This window comes from Streptomyces hygroscopicus, from assembly GCF_026168105.1.
In the GTDB taxonomy this organism is placed as follows: domain Bacteria; phylum Actinomycetota; class Actinomycetes; order Streptomycetales; family Streptomycetaceae; genus Streptomyces; species Streptomyces hygroscopicus_D.
The window spans coordinates 1-23,940 of record NZ_LBMW01000074.1 but is presented as its reverse complement, the minus strand read 5'-3'; the positions used below and the strand labels follow the sequence as shown (position 1 = coordinate 23,940).

The 23,940-nt window shown below is 73.3% G+C and carries 18 protein-coding genes and 1 pseudogene; 5 read left to right on the top strand and 14 right to left on the bottom strand.

Annotated features, from left to right (window positions below; genetic code table 11):
* The 4 genes from AAW14_RS36805 to AAW14_RS36790 all read right to left on the bottom strand — a co-directional run.
* Positions 1–577, bottom strand: a 577-nt coding sequence (locus AAW14_RS36805) for a helix-turn-helix domain-containing protein (RefSeq protein ID WP_265568800.1), incomplete at its 3' end; no start/stop codon positions are given.
* 370 nt (positions 578–947) lie between these two features.
* The gene (locus AAW14_RS36800; protein ID WP_265568799.1) at positions 948–1,523 is read right to left on the bottom strand and encodes a helix-turn-helix domain-containing protein; all 576 of its coding nucleotides are present in this window, start codon (positions 1,521–1,523) and stop codon (positions 948–950) included.
* Positions 1,524–1,832: 309 nt separating this feature from the next.
* Complete coding sequence (locus AAW14_RS36795; RefSeq protein WP_265568802.1) at positions 1,833–2,315, bottom strand: DUF3017 domain-containing protein; 483 nt, start codon at positions 2,313–2,315, stop codon at positions 1,833–1,835.
* Positions 2,316–2,331: 16 nt separating this feature from the next.
* Positions 2,332–3,186, bottom strand: coding sequence for a bifunctional methylenetetrahydrofolate dehydrogenase/methenyltetrahydrofolate cyclohydrolase (locus tag AAW14_RS36790; protein WP_265568798.1), 855 nt, complete (start codon positions 3,184–3,186; stop codon positions 2,332–2,334).
* A gap of 258 nt (positions 3,187–3,444) precedes the next feature.
* Between AAW14_RS36790 and AAW14_RS36785 the strand changes: the two genes are divergently transcribed.
* Positions 3,445–4,101, top strand: coding sequence for an RDD family protein (locus AAW14_RS36785; RefSeq protein WP_265568797.1), 657 nt, complete (start codon positions 3,445–3,447; stop codon positions 4,099–4,101).
* Positions 4,102–4,225: 124 nt separating this feature from the next.
* Here AAW14_RS36785 and purH read toward each other — a convergent pair whose 3' ends face one another.
* Positions 4,226–5,821, bottom strand: a complete 1,596-nt coding sequence (purH, locus tag AAW14_RS36780) for a bifunctional phosphoribosylaminoimidazolecarboxamide formyltransferase/IMP cyclohydrolase (protein ID WP_265568796.1) — start codon at positions 5,819–5,821, stop codon at positions 4,226–4,228.
* Positions 5,818–6,456, bottom strand: a complete 639-nt coding sequence (gene purN / locus AAW14_RS36775; protein WP_265568801.1) for a phosphoribosylglycinamide formyltransferase — start codon at positions 6,454–6,456, stop codon at positions 5,818–5,820. Before purN ends, purH begins: the two co-directional genes overlap by 4 nt.
* Before the next feature lie 350 nt (positions 6,457–6,806).
* Between purN and AAW14_RS36770 the strand changes: the two genes are divergently transcribed.
* Entirely contained in the window at positions 6,807–7,580 is a 774-nt protein-coding gene (locus AAW14_RS36770) for a hypothetical protein (protein WP_265568795.1), read from the top strand.
* A gap of 397 nt (positions 7,581–7,977) precedes the next feature.
* Here AAW14_RS36770 and AAW14_RS36765 read toward each other — a convergent pair whose 3' ends face one another.
* Positions 7,978–9,612, bottom strand: a complete 1,635-nt coding sequence (locus AAW14_RS36765) for a DUF6350 family protein (protein ID WP_265568794.1) — start codon at positions 9,610–9,612, stop codon at positions 7,978–7,980.
* A gap of 96 nt (positions 9,613–9,708) precedes the next feature.
* Here AAW14_RS36765 and AAW14_RS36760 point away from each other — a divergent pair, with 96 nt between their 5' ends.
* Positions 9,709–10,851, top strand: a complete 1,143-nt coding sequence (locus tag AAW14_RS36760) for a helix-turn-helix domain-containing protein (RefSeq protein WP_265568793.1) — start codon at positions 9,709–9,711, stop codon at positions 10,849–10,851.
* Between the two features lie 224 nt (positions 10,852–11,075).
* Here AAW14_RS36760 and sucD read toward each other — a convergent pair whose 3' ends face one another.
* The 7 genes from sucD to AAW14_RS36725 form a co-directional block, all read right to left on the bottom strand.
* Complete coding sequence (gene sucD, locus AAW14_RS36755) at positions 11,076–11,960, bottom strand: succinate--CoA ligase subunit alpha (RefSeq protein WP_265568792.1); 885 nt, start codon at positions 11,958–11,960, stop codon at positions 11,076–11,078.
* A 21-nt stretch (positions 11,961–11,981) separates the two neighbouring features.
* On the bottom strand, positions 11,982–13,163 hold the full coding sequence (sucC, locus tag AAW14_RS36750; RefSeq protein WP_265568791.1) for an ADP-forming succinate--CoA ligase subunit beta: 1,182 nt from the start codon (positions 13,161–13,163) through the stop codon (positions 11,982–11,984).
* A gap of 457 nt (positions 13,164–13,620) precedes the next feature.
* Positions 13,621–15,381 carry a hypothetical protein gene (locus AAW14_RS36745; protein ID WP_265568790.1) on the bottom strand — a complete coding sequence of 587 codons (1,761 nt, stop codon included), beginning with the start codon at positions 15,379–15,381 and terminating at the stop codon, positions 13,621–13,623.
* Between the two features lie 264 nt (positions 15,382–15,645).
* Complete coding sequence (locus AAW14_RS36740; protein WP_265568789.1) at positions 15,646–17,025, bottom strand: hypothetical protein; 1,380 nt, start codon at positions 17,023–17,025, stop codon at positions 15,646–15,648.
* Between the two features lie 194 nt (positions 17,026–17,219).
* Positions 17,220–18,413 (bottom strand): vWA domain-containing protein, encoded by a 1,194-nt coding sequence (locus AAW14_RS36735; RefSeq protein ID WP_416223433.1) that lies wholly within the window; start codon positions 18,411–18,413, stop codon positions 17,220–17,222.
* 2 nt (positions 18,414–18,415) lie between these two features.
* The gene (locus AAW14_RS36730) at positions 18,416–20,776 is read right to left on the bottom strand and encodes a DUF5682 family protein (protein WP_265568787.1); all 2,361 of its coding nucleotides are present in this window, start codon (positions 20,774–20,776) and stop codon (positions 18,416–18,418) included.
* A 160-nt stretch (positions 20,777–20,936) separates the two neighbouring features.
* Positions 20,937–22,166, bottom strand: coding sequence for an ATP-binding protein (locus AAW14_RS36725; RefSeq protein WP_265568786.1), 1,230 nt, complete (start codon positions 22,164–22,166; stop codon positions 20,937–20,939).
* A 134-nt stretch (positions 22,167–22,300) separates the two neighbouring features.
* Here AAW14_RS36725 and AAW14_RS36720 point away from each other — a divergent pair, with 134 nt between their 5' ends.
* Together AAW14_RS36720 and AAW14_RS36715 are read left to right on the top strand one after the other, a co-directional pair.
* Positions 22,301–23,653 (top strand): SWIM zinc finger family protein, encoded by a 1,353-nt coding sequence (locus AAW14_RS36720; RefSeq protein WP_265568785.1) that lies wholly within the window; start codon positions 22,301–22,303, stop codon positions 23,651–23,653.
* A gap of 62 nt (positions 23,654–23,715) precedes the next feature.
* Positions 23,716–23,940, top strand: a pseudogene (locus AAW14_RS36715) (hypothetical protein); the annotation flags it as partial.

The window sequence follows — 23,940 nt, the reverse complement described above, 5'->3', positions numbered from 1 at the left end:
TGGACCCGGCGAGCCCCCAGGAGTTGCGACCCGTGGCACTGCCCCGCGAGGCGGGCACGTCGCTTTCCGCGTCCGCGGACTCCGCGGCCGTCGGCTGCGGCGGCACGGCCGGGACCGGCTGCGGCGGCACGGCCGGGACCACCCCGGCCGGCCCCGCGACACCCGGCGTCGCCGTGGCGCTGCGGGCCGCCTTCCCGGCGCGGTCCTTCGTCTTCGGGGCCGCCCCCGGGGCCGCCCCCGGCTCCGCGAGCGCCGCGCGCGCCTGGGAGATCCGGATGGCCTCCATGGTCATGTCGTGTCGCATCTCCGAGCGGCTCCAGGCGCGCTCGGCCAGCTCCCACATGGTGGTCAGATGGACGGGGTTGGTGCCGGTCACCTCGGCCAGGGCGACGATCGCACCCTTGGGCGCGAGCAGCCGCCCGTTCAGGTAACGCTCCCAGGACGTCTTGCTGTAGCCCGTGCGGTCGGCCACGGCGGAGATGCTCAGCCCGCTGCGGTCCACGAGCCGCCGCAGCTGAACTGCGAACTCCTTGACCTGCGGGTCGAATTCATCGGGCAAGGCCTTCCAACGAGGCATTGCTTCCCCCCTCTTTTCCCCCGGTGTGTACGGTCTCTTCCCCGTGCGTGGCGCCCGCTGCCGCGTCCCCGTTCTGGGTACCCACGGGGATGCACCCGGCCGGGATTTCAGTTCCCGGAGCGGGGGCGCACGGGAGCATTCGGGCCGGGGCATGCGCCGTTGCACACCCGTCGGTCTACGGGCCAGTGTTCCACCGCCCGTTCGTACGGCCGAGCAGAACCCCCCGTTCACCGCACGGGACGCCCCGGACCGTCCTGGTTGGACACGTTAGCCCCGATGTGGGCCCGATTCGGCGTCCATCCGCGAACTTGTCAACGCATCGACACAACGGGAACACAGCGGCGACCTCAGCAGGCACAGGCACATCAGGTCACCCGAGCGTGACGGCGCCGACGAGGGCGACGACGAGCAGCGCCAATAAGGCCAGGAGCGCGGCGAGAAGGACGCGGCGCCCGGCGGGCCTCGGCTCGGGCGCCGACGGCGGCCTGTCCCACCAGGGAACCGTCGGAACCTCCTCGTACCGGCCGGGCACGGGACCGGCCCCCGCAGCGGGCGCGGGCCCGGGGGCGCACGCCGGAGCGGGACCGGGCTCGGAGCCACCCGCCGGCGCCGACACCGGACCTGGCGCCGGGTCCGGCACCGGATCGTCGGCCGGGGCCGGCGACGGTGTCCGGGGCCAGGCCTTCACGGCCAGCTCCCAGCGCACACCGAAACGTTCGGTCTCCTCGCCCGCGAGCCCCGCGACCCGGCACAGCGCGGTGACCGCCTGGCGCGGGGGCGGCTGGGTGGCGTTGAGGTACCGCTGCCAGGAGGACTTGCTGTACGCGGTGCGCGCGCCGAGGGCGACGAGGCTGAGCCCGGTGCGGTCCTTCAGAAGGCGCAGATGCTCCACGAAGTGCCGTACTTCCGGCGGCAGATCGTCCGGCAGCCGCTGCCAGGCGCCCATCGCTGTTCCTCCGCGTTCCCGGGTCCGAGAGCCTGTCTTCGTTCGATTGACGACGTCAGGGGCTGGATCGGTTCCGTTGCGGGGCGCGGACACCGTAGCGGAACGGTCACTTCCGTGCCACAGCGAACTGACAGGTATTGAACAGCTACCACCCGTACACGAGGGTGTTTTCCGGGCGGTCTGCCGCCCCGGTGCCCGGCCTCCCACGGGGGAGAGGCCGGGCGCCGCCGAGCGTCGAAGGCGGTCCGGACGGACGCCGGGCAGGGGATGCCGCGGCCCCGGTGCCCAGGTGCCCAAGTGCCCAGGTGCCTAGGCGCGGACCGTGAAGTGCAGCGTGTCGTCCAGGAACGGTATCTCCAGCCACGGCTTCGGCTGGGCCATCATCGCGAACAGCACGATGGCGACGCCCAGGGCGCCGTAGGTGACCATGTCCGTGAAGCGGGAGCGCACCGCGAGCATGCCCACGTCGGGCAGCGCCCAGCGCATCACGGCACCGCCGAGCAGAGCGACGCCGATCAGGATCGTGCCGAAGCGGAAGGCGTCCAGCGCGGTCAGCAGCAGCCCGAGGCCGACGACGGCCAGCACGGCCAGGATCGGCCACTGCCGGGCGGGCGCGGGCGCGTCACGGGGCGCCGCCCGGCCGCCGCCCTCGGGCCGCGCGGTGTCCCGGGTGATCCGCGGGAACCTCCGCGTCGTACGGTGCGGTCCGCCCTCGGCGTCGGGAGCGCTGACGGCGTCCGGCACGGTGGCCTCGGCACCGGTCGTCCGCTCCTCGGTCCCCTGCTCCCGGATGCCCTCGGGCCTGTCCTCAACCGACACTGTGCTCCGCCGCCTCGACCACGTTGACGAGCAACTGGGCGCGGGTCATCGGGCCCACGCCGCCCGGGTTCGGGGAGATCCAGCCCGCCACCTCGGCCACGTCCGGGTGGACGTCGCCCACGATCTTGCCTTCGGCGCTGCGCGAGACGCCGACGTCGAGGACGGCGGCGCCCGGCTTCACGTCCTCGGGCCTGATCAGATGCGCGGAGCCCGCCGCGGCCACGATGATGTCGGCCCGCCTGAGGTGGGCCGACAGATCGCGGGTGCCGGTGTGACACTGGGTGACCGTGGCGTTCTCGCTGCGCCGGGTCAGCAGCAGGGGCATCGGGCGTCCGATGGTCACACCCCGGCCGACGACCACGACCTCGGCGCCCTTGATCTCCACGCCGTAGCGGCGCAGGAGGGTGAGCACGCCGTTCGGGGTGCAGGGCAGCGGCGCCGGCTCGTTCAGGACCAGGCGGCCGAGGTTCATCGGGTGCAGACCGTCCGCGTCCTTGTCCGGGTCCATCAGCTCCAGGATGCGGTTCTCGTCGATGCCCTTCGGCAGCGGGAGCTGCACGATGTAACCGGTGCAGGCCGGGTCCTCGTTCAGCTCGCGGACGACCGCCTCGATCTCTTCCTGGGTGGCCGTCGCGGGCAGTTCGCGCTGGATCGACGCGATGCCCACCTCCGCGCAGTCCCGGTGCTTGCCCGCGACGTACTTCCGGCTGCCGGGGTCGTCCCCGACCAGGATCGTGCCGAGGCCGGGTGTGATGCCCCTCTCCTTCAGCGCCGCCACGCGGGCGGTCAGATCGGACTTGATCGCGGCTGCGGTGGCCTTGCCATCGAGAATCTGGGCGGTCATGGCTCCCATATTCCCGGATGACCCGCCCCCGGTTCCAATCCGGGCTCCCGAGTGATCGCCCCCGCCCGCCTCAGGCCATGATCAGTGATGTTGCACTTGCACAACACCTGTGAAATGCGGCTGGACAAGAACTCGCCTCTGCTACGACGATGAGCGGCGCAGTCTCGCGGTCCGTGTTGGGGGGCAAACCGCTCATCTGTTGACGTTTCCTCCGCGCCATCCGCGTCGTCCCCGCTTGTACAACGGAGGAAACACGCCATGAGTTTCGGCTCGCCCAACAGTCCGTACGGTCAGCCGCAGAACCCGCAGCAGGGCTACGGCGCCCCGCAGGGACAGCCCGGTTACGGCTATCCGCAGGCGCCGGGGGGCATCCCGCAGCAGGGGTACGGCTACCCGCAGGAGCCGGGCTACCCGGGCGGGGGCGCCGCTCCCCGGGTCGCTTCGATGGGCCGCCGCTTCGGCGCCCGCCTCATCGACGGCGTCATCCTCTCCGTCGTCTACCTGGTCCTCTCCTTCGCGGGCATCGCGGGCTCCATCAGCCAGGCCAAGAACTGCGACCCGAACGCCGCCGACTACCAGACCTGCATCAACAACGCCAGCGGCGGCATGGTGGCCGCCATCGGCGCGGTGTTCGGCGCCCTCGCGATCATCGGCCTGCTCTACGAGTGGCTGATGGTCGGCCTGGTGGGCGCCACCCTGGGCAAGATGACCGTCGGTCTGCGCGTGGTGAAGGCCGACACCGGCCAGAAGCCGGGTCTGGGCTCCTCGTTCATACGCTGGATCATCCCGATGGTCGGCAGCCTCGCCTGCGGTATCGGCCAGCTGCTGGTCTACCTGTCCCCGTTCTGGGACAAGTCGGGCCGCCAGCAGGGCTGGCACGACAAGGCGGCGGGCACGATGGTCGTGCAGAACTGACGGCCTGCACGGCGAAGTCCCGCACTTCGCCCGTCCGCTGACGGATACGCGACAACGGCCTCCGTCCCCTCCGAGAGGGGACGGAGGCCGTTCGCCGTCCGTTCGCCGTCCGCTCGATGTCCGCTCAGTGGAAGAAGTGGCGCGTGCCCGTGAAGTACATGGTCACGCCCGCCTTCTGCGCGGCCTCCACGACCAGCTCGTCACGGATCGAACCGCCGGGCTGGACGATGGCCTTGACGCCCGCCGCGATCAGGATCTCCGGCCCGTCGGGGAAGGGGAAGAAGGCGTCCGAGGCGGCGTAGGAGCCGCGTGCCCGCTCCGCCCCCGCCCGCTCGACGGCGAGCTTGCAGGAGTCCACGCGGTTGACCTGGCCCATGCCCACGCCGACCGAGGCACCGTCCTTGGCGAGCAGGATGGCGTTGGACTTGACGGCACGGCAGGCCCGCCAGGCGAAGGCGAGTTCCTCGAGCTCGTCGGGGCCGAGCGCATCGCCCGTGGCCAGGGTCCAGTTGGCGGGATCGTCGCCGTCGGCCTGGAGACGGTCGGTGACCTGGAGGAGGACGCCGCCGTCGATGTGCTTGGCCTCCACCCGGTTGCACGGCCCGTTCGGTGCCTTCAGCACCCGGATGTTCTTCTTCTTGGTGAGGGCCTCGAGCGCGCCCTCCTCGTAGTCCGGCGCGACGACGACCTCGGTGAAGATCTCGGCGACCTGCTCGGCCATCTCCTTGCTCACCGGCCGGTTGACGGCGATGACACCGCCGTACGCGGAGACCGGGTCGCAGGCGTGCGCCTTGCGGTGCGCCTCGGCGACATCTGCGCCGACGGCGATGCCGCAGGGGTTGGCGTGCTTGATGATCGCCACACAGGGCTCGTCGTGGTCGTACGCGGCACGGCGCGCGGCGTCCGTGTCCGTGTAGTTGTTGTACGACATCTCCTTGCCGTGCAGCTGCTCGGCCTCGGCGAGGCCGCCGGCCGGGCCGCCGTCGACGTAGAGGGCGGCGGGCTGGTGCGGGTTCTCGCCGTACCGGAGGGTGTTCTTGCGCTGGTACGTGGCACCCGCGAAGTCCGGGAAGGGCGAGTCGTCGACGGGCGCGTAGGACGAGGCGAACCAGGAGGCCACGGCGACGTCGTACGAGGCGGTGTGCTGGAAGGCCTCGGCCGCGAGCCGCTTGCGCGCGGCGAGGTCGAAGCCGCCGTCACGGACCGCGGCGAGGACGTCGCCGTACCGCTCCGGGCTGGTGACCACGGCCACGGACGGGTGGTTCTTGGCGGCGGCGCGGACCATCGAGGGACCGCCGATGTCGATCTGCTCGACGCATTCGTCGGGGGAGGCCCCGGAGGCGACGGTCTCGCGGAAGGGGTAGAGGTTGACGACGACGAGGTCGAACGGCTCGACACCGAGGTCGGCGAGCTGCTGCCGGTGGTCATCGAGGCGCAGGTCGGCGAGGATGCCCGCGTGGACCTTCGGGTGCAGGGTCTTGACCCGGCCGTCCAGGCACTCGGGGAAGCCCGTCAGCTCCTCGACCTTGGTGACGGGCACACCGGCGGCGGCGATCCTCGATGCGGTGGAGCCGGTGGAGACGAGTTCGACGCCGGCCTCGTGGAGCCCGCGGGCGAGCTCCTCGAGCCCGGTCTTGTCGTACACGCTGACGAGCGCGCGCCGGATGGCCCGCTTGGTGCTCCCGATGCTCCCGGCCGTGCCTGTGCTGTCGGCAGTCACTGGATTACTACCTTTCGTCCCTCAATGCGATAGCCGTTGCGGGCGAGCCGCCCCACGACCTCGACGAGCAGCCTTCGCTCGACTTCCTTGATGCGCTCGTGCAGAGCGCTCTCGTCGTCCTCGTCCCGGACCTCCACCACGCCCTGAGCGATGATCGGTCCGGTGTCGACGCCGTCGTCGACGAAGTGGACGGTGCACCCGGTGACCTTGGCGCCGTACGCGAGCGCTTCGCGCACACCATGGGCTCCGGGAAAACTGGGCAGGAGGGCGGGATGGGTGTTGATGAACCGCCCGCCGAACCGCGCGAGGAACTCCTTCCCCACGATCTTCATGAACCCGGCGGAAACGACGAGGTCGGGCTCGTACGCGCCGACGGCCTCGGCGAGGGCCGCGTCCCACTCCTCCCGGCTGCCGTAGTCCTTGACCCGGCACACGAAGGTGGGCAGCCCGGCGCGCTCCGCGCGGGCAAGGCCCTCGATGCCGTCCCGGTCGGCGCCGACGGCCACGATCTCGGCGCCGTAGGCGGCCACTCCGGTATCGGTGATGGCGTCGAGTAGCGCCTGCAGATTGGTGCCGGACCCGGAGACCAGGACGACCAGACGCTTGGCCGCGGACTCGGTGACGGTCTCGGCCATGGACTCGGCCACGGCGGGGCCCTTTCTCGGGGGGAGCGTTCGTGTGGTCGCTCGGGAGTGCATTTGTATGGTCCTACGAATGCTTCGCGCCCCGGGATACGGGGAAGTCTACGAAGCGGTCGACCGTCAGCAACGATACCGGCACACCGGGAGGCCCCCACGGGACGGGGGCGTGGCCGGAAGGTAGCGTCTGGGGAGGAGCCACCCGAGGAAACCGGTACGACGCGGGGAACGCGATGCCCGCGCGGGACGTTGACCCGGGACGGGTACGCACGTCGGCGCGATCGCCTCGCGGCGAGCTCCGTGGCCAAGCCGCCCGCCAGATCCACCAAGGGGAAGACGCACACCTGATGCCGGACCGCAGTCTCCGACTCCCTCAGCTGCTGCTGCGCGAGCGGCACCCTTCGCCCGTGCCGCCGCAGGAGAGCGAGGAGGCACCTCAGAGCGGGGGTGACTCCGCGAGCGGTGACTCCGCGCGCGGCGGTCGGGGCCAGGAGGCGCCCACGGACGACAACCCCTTCGCGCCGCCGCCGGAGGGGACACCGGACCGTCCCTGGCAGCCGCGGCACCCCGCCCCCGGCCAGGGGGAGGGCGACTCCGACGACGGCGGACGCTCACCGTGGGGCAGCCAGTGGAGCGACCGGCAGCCGGGCCCGGCGACGGGCGGCCACTTCGGCGAACGCCCCGGCAGGCCCGAAGGGCAGGGCGGCCCGGAGCAGCCCGGCGGCCCCGGCGCGGGCCTGCGCTGGGACCCGGCGGACCCGGCCCAGCGCCGCGCGCGCTATGCGCTGCTGTCCGGCATGTGGGCCTTCTTCTTCGCCCTCTTCAACTGGCCCTACGTGGCCCTGCTGCTGGGCGCCCTGGCGGTGTACTGGGGTACGAGCGCACTGCGTGCCAGGCCCCGCACCTCCGACCCCAACGCCCGCCCGCAGACGACGGCGGCGATCAGCGGCCTGGTCACGGCGTCACTGGCGATCGCGATGGTGGCGGCCACGTTCACTGCCCAGCTGGTCTACCGCGACTACTACACGTGCCTGAACGACGCCCTGACCAACACGGCGAAGCAGTCCTGCAACGACCTTCTGCCGAAGAACCTGCAAGGGGTTCTGGGCACGCAGGACTGAGGCCGCCAGGGCTACCCGGCCCGGCGCCGGGCGCTCCCGCCGGGGCACCGACTACGGGCGGCCGGGGCGGTGCGATGCGGGGGCGTTACGTACGTGGATGAGGGTGCGTACGTACGTGTCGATGGGGGCGGCTTGCAGGCCTGGGCGGCGCAGGCTGACGGTCAGCGTGTCGACGGCGGCGCCCAGACGGGACGGCGGCGGGCTGCCGGGCCTGCGGTAGCCCGGCGACGTGGGCGCGTGTCGGTGGTGGGGAGCAGGTCCCGGGCCGTCCCGGGCGGCGGGCCAGGGCAGCGGGCCAGTGCGGCGTGAAGCGGGCCCTGGGAGCGGCCCGGGCAGCGGCCACCACGACTGAAACGGCTCCCGGAAGCAGCCCGGGTGGCGTGCCCGGCCTCCGGGGTCACGGCTCGGTCGGCGGCTGTACCCGCGGCAGCGGATCCGCATCGGTCGGCAGGAACGGGTCCACCTCGCCCGACAGCACCTCGTACGGCATGAGATCGGGATCCTCCCACTCCTCGCCCCCCTTCCCGTCGGCGATCGGACCGAGCGTCCGGAGCCCGGCGGCCGCCGGGACAGGAGTCGAGGGCGCCGCCGCCCGAGGTACTCCCCCACGCCCCGGCCGCCGTAGCCCCCACCCCCGCCTCTTCTTCTCCTCGCGCCCTTCCGCCTTGAGCCCGCGCAACCGCCACGCCCGCACTCCCGCGCCCACCGGAACCCCCACCCCCACCACCCAGGCGGCCGCCGCGCCGCCCGCCTGCCACCCCACCGGCCCGAACCGCGCCAGCGCGGCCACCCCGAGCGGACCGCCCGCGGCCTCCGCGAGCACCCCGAACACCACCCCGCACACCAGCCCCGCCAGCACAACCGCCCCCACCGTCCGCCCGGCGGGCCACGCGGCGTCCCGCCCCCGCTCCCGGTCCCGGTCCCGGCAGGCGGCCCGCGCCACGAACCACCCGACGGTCACCCCTGCCGCGACCGGCACCGCCCCCACCACCCACCACAACGTCCCGCCCCCGCCCCTCGGCACAGCCGCCAGCAGGGGGAACGGCGGCAGCAGCGGCGCCGGCCGCGCCGACGACAACGGCCCCGTCACATGCCCCGCACCCAGCACGAACCCGGGCCCCAGTCCGTACGACGCCCCCCACACCGCCGCGTTCGGCACCAGCGCCGCCGCCAGGAGCAGCACCGCACACCGTCCCGACCACCCCTCCGTGAGCTGCAGGAACGTCGCCCGCGCCGCACCGCCATGACACAACAGCGACACCCCCACGAGCAGCGCGCCCCCGCCCACCAGCACGGCCGCCCCGGACAGGGCTGCCTGCACGAAGACCGGGAGCCGCACCCGGCCCTCACGATCGAGCGCCCCCGCGGTCACCACCCCCCGCACGCCCGTCGGCAACCGCTCGAGCGCCCGGCGCACATTCGACGGCAGGAAGCCGGCCGGGCGCCCGTACGCCGTCCACACCCCCGCCCCCGCCGACACGACGGCGACGAGCGGCAGGCACATCGCGGTCCAGGCCCACGACGGCCGCAGCACCCCGCCGGAGGCGTACAGCGCCGCCGCCGCGCCCACCAGGAGGTAGCCCGCCACTGCACCGCCCCACGCCGTGCGCGGGGCGACGAGCGGCACATCGCCTTCCCCGGCGTCCGCGCCCCCGGCATCCGGGCGCTCCCCTTCGGTCGCGTCGCGCCCCGCCCGGTACAGCAGCCACAGCGGCAGTACGACCAGAAGCAGCGGTGTGACGCCGACGGGCGCGGGCACCCCGGAGAGAGTCTCGGTGCGGACCAGGACGACACCGTGCGCCAGCAGCCACAGCGCGGCCGCCACGTGCAGGACACCGCCGGGTCCGCTGTCGGGGTACGGCGAACTGATCCACAGCATGGTCACGAGCAGGGCGCACGAGCCGAGCCCCAGCAGCGCGGCGACGGCGCCTGCCAGGAGACTGGCGTCCAGCCCGGGCGAGCGGTCCCGCACCCGGGCGAGCAGCGGCGGCAACGGGGTTCGGCGGTCGGTCCATTGACTCACGCCCGCCATGCTCCCAACAACACCCGCTTTCCCCTCGCAACGGGCGAAGCTCCGATGTGTCGCTCAATATACTTTTATGTGCCTATCCGTACGGAGGGCTGCCCTGTGACACAGAGCTCCGCCTCCCCGCTGCCACCCCCCAGGGAACTCCGACGCCTGCGCGAGTCGGAGGCGCTGACCCAGGCTCAGGTCGCCGCCAGGGTGGGTGTTTCCCTGGAGACGGTGCGCTCCTGGGAGACCGGACGCTCGACGCCGCACGGCCGCAACCGGGATACGTACGCACGACTGGTCGCCGAGTGGGCGACGAGGGACACGGCCTCCGCGCGCCGCGCCCCCGCGGGGACCCCGACCCGCGCCGAGCTGAGCTTCCGTCACAGCATTTCGCCGGATGCACGCCCGGCCGGCACCCACGGCCACCAAGTCTCCTGGCGGCCCGGCCGGGTCGCGGCCTCCTTGACGCCCCATCAGGCCTTCGATGCCCTGTACGAATTCTGCGCCGCCGCCCTCGTACGGCAGGCCTATCTGCTCACCGGCCGCCGCGAGCTGGCCCGCGAGTCGGTCGAGCGGGCCTTCCAGCTGGCATGGCAGCGCTGGCCCGAGGTGGCCGTGGATCCGGATCCGGCGGGCTGGGTGCGGGCAGCGGCACATGACTGGGCGCTCTCCCCCTGGCACCGCTTCCGCTCGCGCGACCGCCACGCCGATCCGCCGCCGGCCGACCCCGCGGACCGGGCGCTGTTGCATGCGCTCCTCAAGCTGCCGCCCGTCCACCGCCGCACGCTGCTGCTGTACGACGGTCTCGGCCTCGGCCTGGCGGAGACCGCCGCCGAGACGGAGGCGAGCACCCCTGCCGCGGCCAACCGGCTGCTGTACGCCCGCGAGGTGGTGGCCACGCTCGTGCCGGAGCAGGCGGCGCCCGAGCTACTCCCCCGCAGGCTGGCCGAACTCGCCTCGTCCGAACGTCTCCGCGCCGCCCGGCCCTCCTCGGTCCGGGCCCAAGGCGAACGCCGCGTCCGCCGTCTGACCCGGGGGGCGCTCGTCCTCACGGCCGTGATCACGGGCGCGACCGCCCTGACCCTGCACGTGGCCCCGGACCACTACGAACGACCGGTCGCCCGGGGTACGGCGATCCAGGGCATCCCCGCACGCATGGCCCAGGGCCCGCTGTCGGAGGAACAGGGGCAACTCCAGGCCAAGCTGAGGGCGGAGTCCCAGAGCGGCCCGGAAAGACTGCTCCCGGAAGCCCGCTGAGCACACCGGCGGTCCCAGGACCGGGGTGGGCCTTCGTGACCGCGCCGGGTCCGACCGGGCCTTCGTGACCGCGCCGGGTCCGACCGGGCCTTCGTGGCCCCGCCGGGCCGGACCTCGTGGCCCCGCCGGGCCGGACCTCGTGGCCCCGCCGGGTCCGGCCGCGGGAACGCCGGCGGGCCCGACCCCACCAGGGGTACGGGCCCGCCGTACGTTCAGCCGGGAACTCAGCCGGCCAGGATCTCGCGCGCGAGCTTCGCCGTCTCCGTCGGCGTCTTGCCGACCTTGACGCCCGCCGCCTCCAGCGCCTCCTTCTTCGCCTGGGCGGTGCCCGACGAACCGGAGACGATGGCGCCCGCGTGACCCATGGTCTTGCCCTCGGGCGCGGTGAAGCCCGCGACGTAGCCGACGACCGGCTTGGTCACGTTCTCCTTGATGAAGGCCGCGGCCCGCTCCTCGGCGTCGCCGCCGATCTCACCGATCATGACGATCAGGTCGGTGTCGGGGTCGTCCTGGAAGGCCTTCAGGGCGTCGATGTGGGTGGTGCCGATGATCGGGTCACCGCCGATGCCGACGCAGGTCGAGAAGCCGAGGTCGCGCAGCTCGTACATCATCTGGTACGTCAGCGTGCCGGACTTCGACACCAGGCCGATGCGGCCCGGCTTGGTGATGTCGGCCGGGATGATGCCGGCGTTCGACTGACCGGGGGTGATCAGACCGGGGCAGTTCGGGCCGATGATCCGGGTCTTGTTGCCCTTCTTGCCGGCGTACGCCCAGAAGGAGGCCGTGTCGTGGACGGCGATGCCCTCGGTGATGACGACCGCGAGCGGGATCTCGGCGTCGATGGCCTCGACGACCGCGTCCTTGGTGAACTTCTCCGGGACGAAGATGACCGTGACGTCGGCGCCGGTCTTCTCGATGGCCTCCTTGACGGTGCCGAAGACCGGTACCTCGGTGCCGTCGAAGTCGACGCTCTGGCCCGCCTTGCGCGGGTTCACGCCACCGACGATGTTCGTGCCCGAGGCCAGCATGCGACGGGTGTGCTTCTGACCCTCGGAGCCGGTCATGCCCTGGACGATGACCTTGGATTCCTGGGTGAGGAAGATAGCCATGGGTGTGTGTGACCTCGTCCCTTACTTCGCGGCAGCAGCCAGCTCGGCGGCCTTGTCGGCCGCGCCGTCCATGGTGTCCACCCGCTGGACGAGCGGGTGCTTGCGGTCGTCCAGGATCTTGCGACCCAGCTCGGCGTTGTTGCCGTCGAGGCGCACGACGAGCGGCTTGGTGACCTCTTCGCCCTTGGACTCGAGGAGCTCAAGGGCCTGCACGATGCCGTTGGCGACGGCGTCGCAGGCGGTGATGCCGCCGAAGACGTTGACGAAGACGGACTTGACGTCCGGGTCGCCGAGGATGATCTCGAGGCCGTTCGCCATGACCTCTGCGGAGGCGCCGCCGCCGATGTCGAGGAAGTTGGCGGGCTTGACACCCTTGTGGTGCTCACCGGCGTAGGCGACGACGTCCAGGGTCGACATGACCAGGCCCGCGCCGTTGCCGATGATGCCGACCTCGCCGTCGAGCTTGACGTAGTTGAGGTTCTTCTCCTTGGCGGCCGCCTCGAGCGGGTTGGCGGCGGCCTTGTCGTGGAGCTCCTCGAAGTCGGGGTGGCGGAACTCGGCGTTCTCGTCCAAGGAGACCTTGCCGTCGAGGGCGATGACGTCACCGGAGGCGACCTTGGCCAGCGGGTTGACCTCGACGAGGAGGGCGTCCTCCCTGATGAAGGTGTCCCACAGCTTGACCAGGACGTTCGCAACCTTGTCGGCGACCTCGGCCGGGAACTTCGCCGCGGCGACGATCTCCTGGGCCTTCGCCTCGTCCACGCCGTCGATGGCGTCGATCGCGATCTTGGCGACGGCCTCGGGGCGGGTGGCGGCGACCTCCTCGATCTCCATGCCGCCCTCGACGGAGGCGATGGAGAGGAAGGTGCGGTTGGCGCGGTCGAGGAGGAAGGAGACGTAGTACTCCTCGACGATCTCCGGAGCCGTCTCGGCGATCATCACCTTGTGGACCGTGTGGCCCTTGATGTCCATGCCGAGGATGTCCGTCGCGCGGGCGACCGCCTCGTCCGGGGTGGCGGCCAGCTTCACGCCGCCGGCCTTGCCGCGACCACCGACCTTCACCTGCGCCTTGACGACCGACTTGCCGCCCAGCCGCTCGGTGATCTCGCGCGCCGCCTCAGGCGTGTCGATGACTTCACCGGCCAGCACCGGTACACCGTGCTTGGCGAAGAGGTCCCTCGCCTGGTACTCGAACAGGTCCACGCGCTTCCGTCCCTATCAGTGATCTCGCGGTTCGTTGGATGCGTGGGCGTGCCGCGAAGGGCAACGTGACGTCCGCTGTGTCACAAGGGAGGCGCACACGGTGTCCGAGCGCGCGGCATGTCCGTCTCGCAGGTTATCGCCGCTCGAGGTGGGGCTCTAAATCGCAGATCACACCTGAGCGGTGATACCTGTCACACGTGCGGCCCACGAACGGACCGCGGAGCCGGGCGGCAGGGTCCCACCGGGTTGGGGTTGGCCCGGTGGGACCCCTTGCGCCGCCCCTGAGGGGCTCGGGACGGGTGGACCCCACCCCAATGGGGCCACCCGTCCGGACCGCGGGGGCGTGGGCCTGGCAGCCGACGGCTTTCGGCCACCCGGTGCCTCGCCCCCGCGGAGTCTCGGTCGGATGCCGTACTCCGTCTGCCCCGCCGGGCACGCGTCGTACGGCATCGGCGGGTCAGACGGAGTACGTGCGGTGCAGGCCCTCCTGCAGGTAGGTCGGGGTGACGGACTCGGCGGCGCCCCGGACGCCGGTCACCGCGTGGCCGGCCAGCGAGCCGCCGGCCGAGTGGGCGGTACCGGTCAGCTCCCCGGCGAAGGGCGCGACCTGGCCCGCGCCCCCCTGTGCGAACGCGCCGGCCTCGCCCGCGAACGCGCCCGCGAACGGCCGCACGTCCCCCGTCACGCCGTACGCCAGGTCCGTGGTGCTGCCCGCCACGCCGTACGCGACCGGCTGGGCCGTGTCGTTCACCGTCCGGGCGACCGGCTGCGCCGCGCCGGCCACACCGTGGGCGAACGGCTGCACCTCGTCGCCGACGCCGTAAGCCAGCTGCGCCGCGCCTCCGGCGACGCCCTCGGCGAACGGCGGCACCCGACCGCCGACCCCGCCCGCGAAGGGCTGTACATCGTCCGCCACGCCGTACGCCGTCCGCGTCACGTCTCCGACGGCCTGCCCGGCGACGGGCACGACCCCGTGGACGGCGGCCCGGGCGACCGGGGGCAGCACGGACGCGGCCACGTCGCCGGTCGCCCGGTCGGCCACGTCGTACGCAAGCGGCTGCGCGTCGGCCGTGACGCCGTGGCCGAGCGTGGACGCGTTGCCCGCCGCGTGCTGCGCGAGCGGCTGGACGTCCGCCACGACGCCGTGTGCCAGACCGGCCGCATTGCCGACGGCGTGTCCGGCGACCGGCAGCACACCGTCGACGACCGTGCCCGCGACCGGGGGCAGGGCGGCTGCGGCCGTCTCGTCGACCACCGGCGTGACCGTGCCGGGCACGGTGGCGGCCGTGCCGAGAACCTGCTGTCCGACCCCCGCTACGGCATTCGTGAGGTGGGCCGGTACCGCGGAGACACCGGCGTCCGCGGCGCTCTTCACCTGCTCGGCCGCGGCCCGCGCAATGGCGGCCGCGCCCACGGCCCGGCCCTCGGCCCCGGCGACGGCCTGCTGCTCGGCACCGTTCGCGCCCACCACGACATTGTTCGCGCCCACCGCGGCACCGTTCGCGCCCGCCGCGGTGCGGCCCGCGCCCGCGATCGTGCTCTGCGCCTTCGTACGGACCATGCCGTCGACGCCCTGTGCCTGGGCGCGGGCGGAGTTCTGCACGCCCTGAAGCTTGGTCTGCGCCCCCGCGAGCGCCTGGTCCAGTTCGGGGGCGAAGGCCGAGAGGGGGCCGAAGAGGTAGTCGATGTCGTCCTGTGGGGCGGTCGCGCCCGAGACGGCGGACGCGGCCGTGCCCCGGTCGTGGTCCGCGACCGCGTGGGCCTCGGACACGGCGGCGTGTGCGGCGCCCTGGGCTCGCGAAAGGTACACGGCGGGCACCTTCGCGTCGACGTACCGGCGGGCCTGGTCGGCGGCGGGCGCCGCCTTGTTCACCTGGGCCTCGGCCCGGTGCCCGGCCCGGGCGGCGGTGTGGGCCCGGGTGCTCGTGGCGTCGGCGACGGTGGACTTCGCGCGGGCGGCGGTGTCCGTCAACTGCGAGACCGCCGCGTTGACGGTGGTGCCGTGCGTGACGCCGGAGACGGTGTCCTGCACGTCGGCGACGACCCCGCCCACGGTGCCGGTGACCGTGCCGACCGTGTCCGCGGTGCCGATGCCCACGTCGGGCGTGGACAGGGACGACGCCGGGAGTTCGTCCGCGCTGGCGACGGCGGAGCCGAGCGCCCACGCGCCGGTGACACCGGCGGTTATGACGATGGAGCGGCGGATGTTCTTGTTCATGCGTGCGTCAGATCCTTCGGGATTCCGGGATTCCGGGAGTTCGGTGGCTCGGGACGTACCGGTGCCGAAGCCGATCGCCGGTGTCGGCGGGGGGCCGACGGGATCCGTGGGCGGTCCGGGGAGTGGGACCGGCGGCCATGGACACGGTCCGGCTGCGGCGGCTCGGGGCCGGTGACTTCCGTCCGGGGATCGGAGGGGCGTCCGGACGGCGGGCAGACCTGTTCCGCCCCCGCGCGGCAGGTCTCGCGGGGAGGTGGTGCTGCCCTAGCCGGGGAACTCGGGGATGTCCCGGTGCCGGTCCCGGGTGCCGTCCGCGGTCACGGCCGCGGTGGCGCCGGGCACGAGCCGCAGTGGCGCCCGGTGGTTCGAGGTGACGGCGTGTCCGTCGCCGTGCTGCGGCGCACCGGTGTCGGCGGCCGGCTGACCACCGGACGTGCCGCTCGGGTCACCGCCGGGCATCTGACGCTGAGCCGTCGGTGCGGACCGCTCGAGCCGGGAGGCGCCGTGTGCGTACGCCGTCGCGGTGCCGTCGGCCACGGTCGTCCGCGACCCGTACGCGTCGGCTCCCCGGTGCTCGACCGGGCCCCGCCGTTCCGTGGCGCCGCCGGATCGCTGAGGCACCGACGGCGCGGGCGGGGCGTACGCCGAAGGCCTCGAACTGGACAGTCCCGGCATACCGGATAGTCCCGGCAGGCCGGGGCAGCCCTGGGCGCCGGAGGCACCCGGAAGTTCCGGCATGGACGGCAGCGAGGGGAGCGAGGGGAGCGAGGGGAGCGAGGGGAGCGAGGGCCACGGGGTCGGTGCGTCCGTCAGTCCCTCGTCCACCGTCTGCACCAGACCCTCGACAGGCCGGACGGCCGTGTCACCGACCACCCGTACGGGACCGTCGACGACGGGCCGCACGACCTGGCCGCCCGCGCCGGAGACGGCGGGGACCGTCTCGGTGACGGAAGCGATGAGGTCGACCGGGGTGATGCGGCCGACTGGGCTGATGCGGTCGGCTGAGGTGTCAGGGACCGCCGGCACCGGACGGACGGTGGGAGCGAAGGGGCCGGTGGCGAGCGCACCGTCCGGCCGGTCGGTGCGCGGGGCGGAGGCCTTCGAGGCCCCCGGGCCGGACGGCGGCACGGGGAGCGTCGCATGCGTCGTTCGCCCGGCGGGGTTGGTGCTGGGTGCCGCGCGCCCGGCCGGGGTCGTCCTGCGTTCCCGGCGGCCCATGGGTTGGCGCAAACCCTCCGGCACCCGTCCAGCCGTACTGCCCGTGCTGTCAGTACTGCCCGTACTGCCTGTGCTGTCCGTACTGCCTGTGCTGTCCGTACTGCTCGTACTGCTCGTACTGCTCGCGCTGCTCGTGCTGCTCGTGCTGCTCGTGCTGCTGACGGACCCTTCGATCCGCCGGACCGTCAAATCGACCGGCCGCACGGCGTCGGCCGGAGCGCCGGTGACGACGGGAGTGGCGGGCAAGGACGGGGCCGCCGAGGCCGCCCGCGTGCCGTCCGCCGCGTGCGCCTGCCCCTCGCCGAGGAGCCCCAGCACGAACAACCCTCCCACGAGCAGTGCCAGATGCAGCGCACGCCGCCCGGCCGCCGTGCGCATCGCGCGCAGTGCGGCAGCGGGGAAGGGCAGTGCGGCTGGCAGGGTCAAGACGGGGAGAGCCTCCGTGCGGCGGGACGAGGCGGTACGGAGCGAGGGCGGCGCACAGCCGAGGGCGAAGCGCCGACGATCCTCGCACGGGACTCCCGAGGTTGCGCAAGTCCCCTGTTACCGATGGGTAGTCAAATCCGTTTTTCCGCCTGCGTCACGTGATGCACCCTTTTGGATGTGCACCACCACCCGCGTCATGCCGTTTCCGGTATCGGCAGGGGCCGCTTCTCGATCGCCGCCGCCATCACTTCCGGGAACAGGTCCGGGGTGCAGGCGAACGCCGGGGTGCCCAGCGCCGCGAGCGCCGCCGCGTGCTCGCGGTCGTAGGCCGGTGCTCCCTCGTCCGAGAGCGCGAGCAGTGCCACGAACTGCACCCCCGACGCCTTCATCGCCGCGACCCGCTTGAGCATCTCGTCCCGGATCCCTCCCTCGTACAGATCGCTGATGAGGACCACGACCGTCTCCGTGGGCCGGGTGATCTGCGACTGGCAGTACGCCAGCGCCCTGTTGATGTCCGTGCCGCCGCCGAGCCGGGTGCCGAAGAGGACGTCGACCGGGTCGTCCAGCTGGTCCGTGAGGTCCACGACAGCCGTGTCGAAGACGACGAGCCGGGTCGCGAGGGACCGCATGGACGCAAGTACCGCCCCGAACACCGACGCGTACACCACCGACGCCGCCATCGACCCGGACTGGTCGATGCAGAGGACGACCTCCTTCTTCACGGACCGCGACGCCCGCCCGTACCCGATCAGCCGCTCCGGCACCACCGTGCGGTGCTCCGGCAGGTAGTGCTTGAGGTTGGCCGCGATCGTGCGGTTCCAGTCGATGTCGTGGTGGCGGGGCCGGGTGACCCGGGCACTGCGGTCGAGGGCGCCGGTGAGCGTGGCCCGGGTGCTGGTGGCGAGCCGCCTCTCCAGGTCCTCGACGACCTTGCGCACCACCGCACGGGCCGTCTCCTTGGTGGTCTCCGGCATCGCCTTGTTCAGCGAGAGCAACGTGCCGACCAGGTGGACGTCCGCCTCGACCGCCTCGAGCATCTCCGGCTCCAGCAGGAGCGTGGACAGCCCCAGCCGGTCGATGGCATCACGCTGCATGACCTGGACGACGGGCGAGGGGAAGTACGTCCGGATGTCCCCCAGCCAGCGTGCGACGGACGGCGCGGACGCCCCGAGCCCGGCCGAACGGTCCCGCCCCTGCCTCGCTCTGTCCGTCTTGCCGTACAGCGCGGTCAGTGCCCCGTCGATCGCCGCGTCCCGCCCGGTGAGCCCGTGCCCGGTGCCGTCCGCCGCGTCTCCGCCGAGCACGAGCCGCCAGCGCCGCAGCCGCTCCTCGGCTCCGGCCGCCGTGCCGTCCGACGGCGCTGCGGCGGGCCCCTCGGTCGCTTCCATGCTCATCCGGCTGCCCCCACAAGGTCGTCGACATCACTTCCGTCGGGCTCGTCCAGGCCGAGCAGCAACCGCAGTACCGGGACCACCGCGTCCGCCCGCCCGGTATCGAGGTCGGGGGCGAACCCGGGGACGCCCGGTGCGGTCGCCACCGCACCGCCCCGTTTGCCCGGTCCGCGTCGCACCAACTCACCCAGCGTGCGCCGGACTCCCGGCTCATAGGCCGAGAACGTGCGCCGCAGCAGGGGCAGTACGTCGGTGAACGCCTCCGCCGGCACCCCGGTCAGCCACGCGTCCACCAGCCCGAGCAGCCGCTCGTCGTGCACGAGCAGCATCCCCCCGCCGGAGCCGCCTCCGACGAACCCCTCGATCCAGGCGGCGGCGTCCGCCGGCGCCGTCCCCGGCGACAGCACGAGCCCCATCAGCCGCGCCGCCTCGCCCTGCGCCAGCTCCCCGTCGTCCAGGAGCAGTCGCACGGCACGCCCGCGGATGACACCGGGAACGGTGTCCCGTCCGCAGAGCACCCACAGCACGGAACGCCATCGCTCCCGCAGATCCCCGTGGGCCGCCGCGGTCCCCTCCCCGAGCAGCCCCACCGCGCCGTGCACCGCGTCCACGTGCCGCCGCATCTCCTCGGCCGCCTCCGCGTCCAGCGCGGCACAGGCCGGTGGCAGCCCGACGAACACACGCTCCGCGAGCCCTGCCGCGACACCCGCCAGCGCCCGGGTGTCCGTGCCCCGCACGTCTCCGTAGCGCAGGGAGCGGACCAGGGCGGGCAGGGCCTGGGCAAGTTGGCCGACATCGGCGTCCAGAGCCGCGCGGTCGGCGAGCACCCGCATCACCACGGGCAGCGCGTCCGGCAGCCCGGCCTGCAGGCACCGCTCGGCGAGCGCCGTGACATCGGCGAGGGTCCGTGCGGCGACCGCGTCCGCCTCGGCCTTGGCGACCGCGGCGGCCGACACTGTCGTCCCCCACACCCCGGCCTCCGCGACCTGCACCGCCAGCTCCGGCTCCCAGCGCAGCCGCCAGGTCTCCCGGAACGTCCCGGTGCTGCCGCGCGAGGCCGCGGGCTCGCCCCAGCCGATGCCGAGGAGACGGAGCCGGTGGAGCAGTCGGCTGCGCCCGGCGTCGGTCTCCTTCCGCAGGTCCAGCTCCAACTCCCGCTCCTGCGGCTCAGGTTTGAGCCTGAGCCGCTTCTGGAGCCGCGTCAGGTCCCGCTGCAAAGGGACGGCAGGGGCCCCTGCCGGAACCTCCCCGAGGACGTCGCCCACCACGATCCGGTCGCGCACCAGCGCCAGCGGCACGTCCGAGCCGTCGCACATCACCGCCCGCACCGCGTCGGTCGTCTCGGACAGCCCCGGCAGCGGGCGCCCGCGCAGCACCGCGAGCGTTTCCGCGAGTCGCACCGCCTCGATGACGTGCGCGGACGACACGATCCGGTCCTCCTCGCGGAGCAGCCCGGCGACCCTGGTCAGCCACCGCTCGACAGGCCGGTCCGGGGCGCCGAACAGATGCGCGTACCAGCCGGGAGAGTCGATACCCGCCCCGTAGCCGCCGTCCCGGGACAGCCTCCGGTGCGTCCAGGGCACCCAGGTCATGTCCGTCTTCACCTTGGGCAGCCCCTTGAGCAGGGCACGGTCCGCTGCGACGGCGGTCCTCTGCCGCAGCGCGGGCACGTGCCAGGCGCCACACACCACGGCCACACCGTGCCTGAACTCCCGCTGCGCCGCGCGCACCTGCAGCCGCATGTGCGCCTCGCGCACCAGGTCCCGCCCGTGCCCCCCGGTGCCGTACGCCTCCCGCAGCGCGGCCATCGCCTCCTCGAGCGCGGCGAACGGCGCGAGCGCGTCGCCGTCCCCCACTCCCCGGTGCTCGACGACGTCCTCCCACCAGCGCTCCGCGTCGTCGTACCCGGCGGTTTCGGCGAGCACGGCGAGGGGGTCGACGCGGACGGCGTGGTCGTGCGGCTCCTGCGGGCCGCCCTGCTCCCGCGTCGGTTCCTCCTGCCCCCAGGCCAGTGTGTGCGTCGCTGGAAGATCGATGAACCGGGCCGGAACACCATGGTCCAGGGCCCAGCGGATCGCCACCCACTCCGGGGAGAACTCGGCCAGCGGCCAGAACGCCGACCGTCCCGGCTCGTCCACGGCGTGGGCGAGCAGCGCCACCGGCGGACGCATCTCCTCGTCCGCGGCGAGCGGAATCAGACAGTCCGCCTCTGGTGGTCCCTCGATCAGCACCGCCCGCGGCCTCGTGGCCTCCAGCGCTGCCCGCACGGCCCGCGCGGACCCCGGTCCGTGGTGCCGCACCCCGAGCAGCAGCGGCCCCTCGGCGGCCGTCCCGCCCGGCAGCCCGTCAACGCCTGTCATGCGGTCCCCCTCGCCGCCGGGACCACCACGCCGGACCGCAGTCCCCGATCAGCCCGGTGGGACCCCGGTCCCCCGCACCCGAGGGTCCGCCCGCCCCGCGGGAGAAGTCCCGGAAGGGGTGGCTCAGGAAGTCCCCAATTGGAGCAGGAGTCGTTCCCCTTCATACGGTCACCTCCCGGCATGCGCGGTAGAAGTCCGTCCAGCCGTCGCGCTCGCGGACCACCGTCTCCAGGTACTCCTGCCAGATGACGCGGTCGGCCGCCGGATCGCGGACGACGGCGCCGAGGATGCCCGCGGCGACATCGCTCGCGCGCAGCACGCCGTCGCCGAAATGGGCGGCGAGCGCAAGCCCGTTGGTGACGACGGAGATCGCCTCGGCGGTGGACAGGGTGCCGCTGGGCGACTTCAGCTTCGTATGGCCGTCCGTCGTGACGCCTCCGCGCAGCTCGCGGAAGACCGTGACGACACGGCGGATCTCATCGATGCCGTCGGGCACGGCCGGCAGATCGAGCGAGCGGCCGATCTGGTCGACCCGGCGGGAGACGATGTCGACCTCGGCCTCGGGGCTCTCCGGGAGCGGCAGCACCACCGTGTTGAAACGGCGGCGCAGCGCGCTCGACAGGTCGTTGACCCCGCGATCGCGGTCGTTGGCCGTCGCGATCAGGTTGAAGCCCCGGACGGCCTGCACCTCCTGCCCCAGCTCCGGTATCGGCAGGGTCTTCTCCGAGAGGATCGTGATCAGTGTGTCCTGCACATCGGCGGGGATGCGGGTCAGCTCTTCGACGCGCGCGACCATGCCCTCGGTCATGGCCCGCATGACGGGACTGGGCACCAGCGCGGCACGGCTGGGGCCCTGCGCGAGCAACCGCGCGTAGTTCCAGCCGTAGCGGATCGCCTCCTCCGGTGTTCCGGCCGTGCCCTGCACGAGGAGCGTCGAGTCGCCGCTGACGGCCGCCGCCAGATGCTCGGACACCCAGGTCTTCGCCGTGCCGGGCACGCCGAGCAGCAGCAGGGCGCGGTCGGTGGCGAGCGTGGTGACGGCGACCTCGACGATCCGGCGCGGGCCGACGTACTTCGGCGAGATCACCGTGCCGTCCGGCAACGCGCCTCCCAGCAGATAGGTGGCCACGGCCCAGGGCGACAGCCTCCAGCACGCCGGGCGCGGCCGGTCGTCCTGCGCGGCCAGCGCGGCGAGTTCGGCCGCGAAGGCGTCCTCGGCGTGCGGCCGCAGCGCCTGCGCCCCCTGCTCCTTCTCCCTCACGGTCCCCTCCGACGGCGTGCGCAACAACTGGGACGCCTGCCCGGCCGGGCTCGTGCCTCCGCCTTCGTTCGCGGGCGCGGACGTCCTCGGGCTCGGTTCGGCGGACATCGGATCTACGGACACACGCATGGCCATTTCCCCCTCCAGCTCGGCCGGTTCGGATCTGTCACCAACCGTGCACCACGCCACTGACAATGCGATGTGACCTGCACAAACACCCTTGAGACCGGTGATTGTCAGTGGCGGGGCCTACCTTCGACCACATGACTCAGCAGGGGGTGCGCTGGACCGCGGACCAGGTGCTGGCACTGGCACCTGACGCGGCGTCACGCGCAGCGGGAGGCAAACTCGGCGCAGCGGGGCCGTGGTCCGAGGCGGGCAGTTCCGACGAGGGGACGATGTGGGGGCTGTGCAAGGGCAGCGGCAGCAAGCCGTATCAGACGGTCGTCGACCTCGCGGACGCGGCCGGACCGGCGTATACGTGCAGTTGCCCGAGCCGTAAGTTCCCGTGCAAGCACGCGCTGGGACTGCTGCTGCTCTGGGCGGGCGGGGATGCCACGGTGCGGCTGGGCCGGGCGCCCGACTGGGCGGAGCAGTGGATCAAGGGGCGCAGACGGCGCGAGGGGGCGAAGCGGACGACGGACGGCGCGCCCTCCGGCGCGTCCGCTGATCCGGAGGCGGCCCGGCGCAGGTCGCAGCGGCGGGCCGAGCGGGTCACGGCGGGGGCCGTCGAACTGGAGCAGCGGCTGGCAGATCTGCTGCACGGCGGCCTGGCCGCGGCCGAGCAGTCGGGGTACGCGCTGTGGGAGGAGGCGGCGGCCCGCATGGTCGATGCTCAGGCGCCGGGACTGGCCGCGCGGGTGCGGGAGTTGGGGGCGGTCCCGTCGTCGGGACCCAACTGGCCGGTGCGCCTGCTGGAGGAGTCTGCGCTGTTGCATCTGCTGGACCAGGGCTGGCTGCGGCGTGAGCGGCTGCCGGACGGGCTGGCGGCGACGGTTCGTTCACGCGTCGGCCTGCCCGGCTCGCCCGCCGGCCCGCCCGCCCGTGACCGCTGGCTTGTCCTGGCGCAGTACGACACCTCGGACAGCCGGCTCACCACACGCCGGATCTGGCTGTACGGGGAGCGGTCCGGCCGCACGGTGCTGCTCCTCTCCTACGGGGCGGCTGGGCGCGCGCCGGAGCTCGCGCTTCCGGTGGGTCTGTCCTTCGAGGCCGAAGTATCCGTGTATCCGGGTGCGGGGCAGCTGCGGGCGGCTCTGGGCGAGCAGTTCACGCCTCCCGCGCCGACAGACGTGCGCCCACCGGGAGTGACCGCGCTCCGGGCGACGGCGCGCTATGCGGGGGCTCTGCGGGACGACCCCTGGCTGGATGCGGTCCCCGTGACGCTGGGCCGGGTGACACCGACGCCGGTCGAGGACTCCTGGCAGCTGGCGGACGCGGAGGGCGGCACGGCCCTGCCCCTCACGCCGTCGGCGGTCGCCCGCCCGGGCCTGTGGCGCCTGGTCGCCCTGTCGGGCGGGGCTCCGATCACTGTTTTCGGCGAGTGCGGCCACCGCGGCTTCACCCCGCTCACAGCCTGGCCGGAGGGGGCGGGAGAGGCGGTCCCGCTGTGCTAGGGGCGGTCCCGCCGTGCTGACGACACCCGAGCAGATTCCGTACGAACCCGGAAGGGACTGATATGAGTGTCACTCCCGCTCCGCCGGGCACGCCATGTGCCGTGCCCTGGCAGGAGCTAGTGACGGTGGCCCTGCTGGGCACCGGCCGGCGTACGCCGCCCTGGCTGCCTCCCGGCCACGAGGCGCCGACGGCGCTGCTGGACCTGGCCGCCGTGGAGGCCGTGCGCCGCAGGGCCGGGCTGCGCCCGGCGTCGGCCGGGCCCCGGCTCGAGCCCGCGACGACGGAC

Excerpts from the sequence above, each read along its gene's own strand:
- AAW14_RS36770 (WP_265568795.1), top strand. The coding sequence starts at position 6,807 with ATGCCGGACCGCAGTCTCCGACTCCCTCAGCTGCTGCTGCGCGAGCGG.
- AAW14_RS36730 (WP_265568787.1), bottom strand. The coding sequence starts at position 20,776 with ATGACAGGCGTTGACGGGCTGCCGGGCGGGACGGCCGCCGAGGGGCCG.
- AAW14_RS36765 (WP_265568794.1), bottom strand. The coding sequence starts at position 9,612 with ATGGCGGGCGTGAGTCAATGGACCGACCGCCGAACCCCGTTGCCGCCG.
- AAW14_RS36720 (WP_265568785.1), top strand. The coding sequence starts at position 22,301 with ATGACTCAGCAGGGGGTGCGCTGGACCGCGGACCAGGTGCTGGCACTG.
- sucD (WP_265568792.1), bottom strand. The coding sequence starts at position 11,960 with ATGGCTATCTTCCTCACCCAGGAATCCAAGGTCATCGTCCAGGGCATG.
- AAW14_RS36790 (WP_265568798.1), bottom strand. The coding sequence starts at position 3,186 with ATGACCGCCCAGATTCTCGATGGCAAGGCCACCGCAGCCGCGATCAAG.
- AAW14_RS36725 (WP_265568786.1), bottom strand. The coding sequence starts at position 22,166 with ATGCGTGTGTCCGTAGATCCGATGTCCGCCGAACCGAGCCCGAGGACG.
- purN (WP_265568801.1), bottom strand. The coding sequence starts at position 6,456 with ATGGCCGAGACCGTCACCGAGTCCGCGGCCAAGCGTCTGGTCGTCCTG.
- AAW14_RS36735 (WP_416223433.1), bottom strand. The coding sequence starts at position 18,413 with ATGGAAGCGACCGAGGGGCCCGCCGCAGCGCCGTCGGACGGCACGGCG.
- AAW14_RS36785 (WP_265568797.1), top strand. The coding sequence starts at position 3,445 with ATGAGTTTCGGCTCGCCCAACAGTCCGTACGGTCAGCCGCAGAACCCG.
- AAW14_RS36800 (WP_265568799.1), bottom strand. The coding sequence starts at position 1,523 with ATGGGCGCCTGGCAGCGGCTGCCGGACGATCTGCCGCCGGAAGTACGG.
- AAW14_RS36745 (WP_265568790.1), bottom strand. The coding sequence starts at position 15,381 with ATGAACAAGAACATCCGCCGCTCCATCGTCATAACCGCCGGTGTCACC.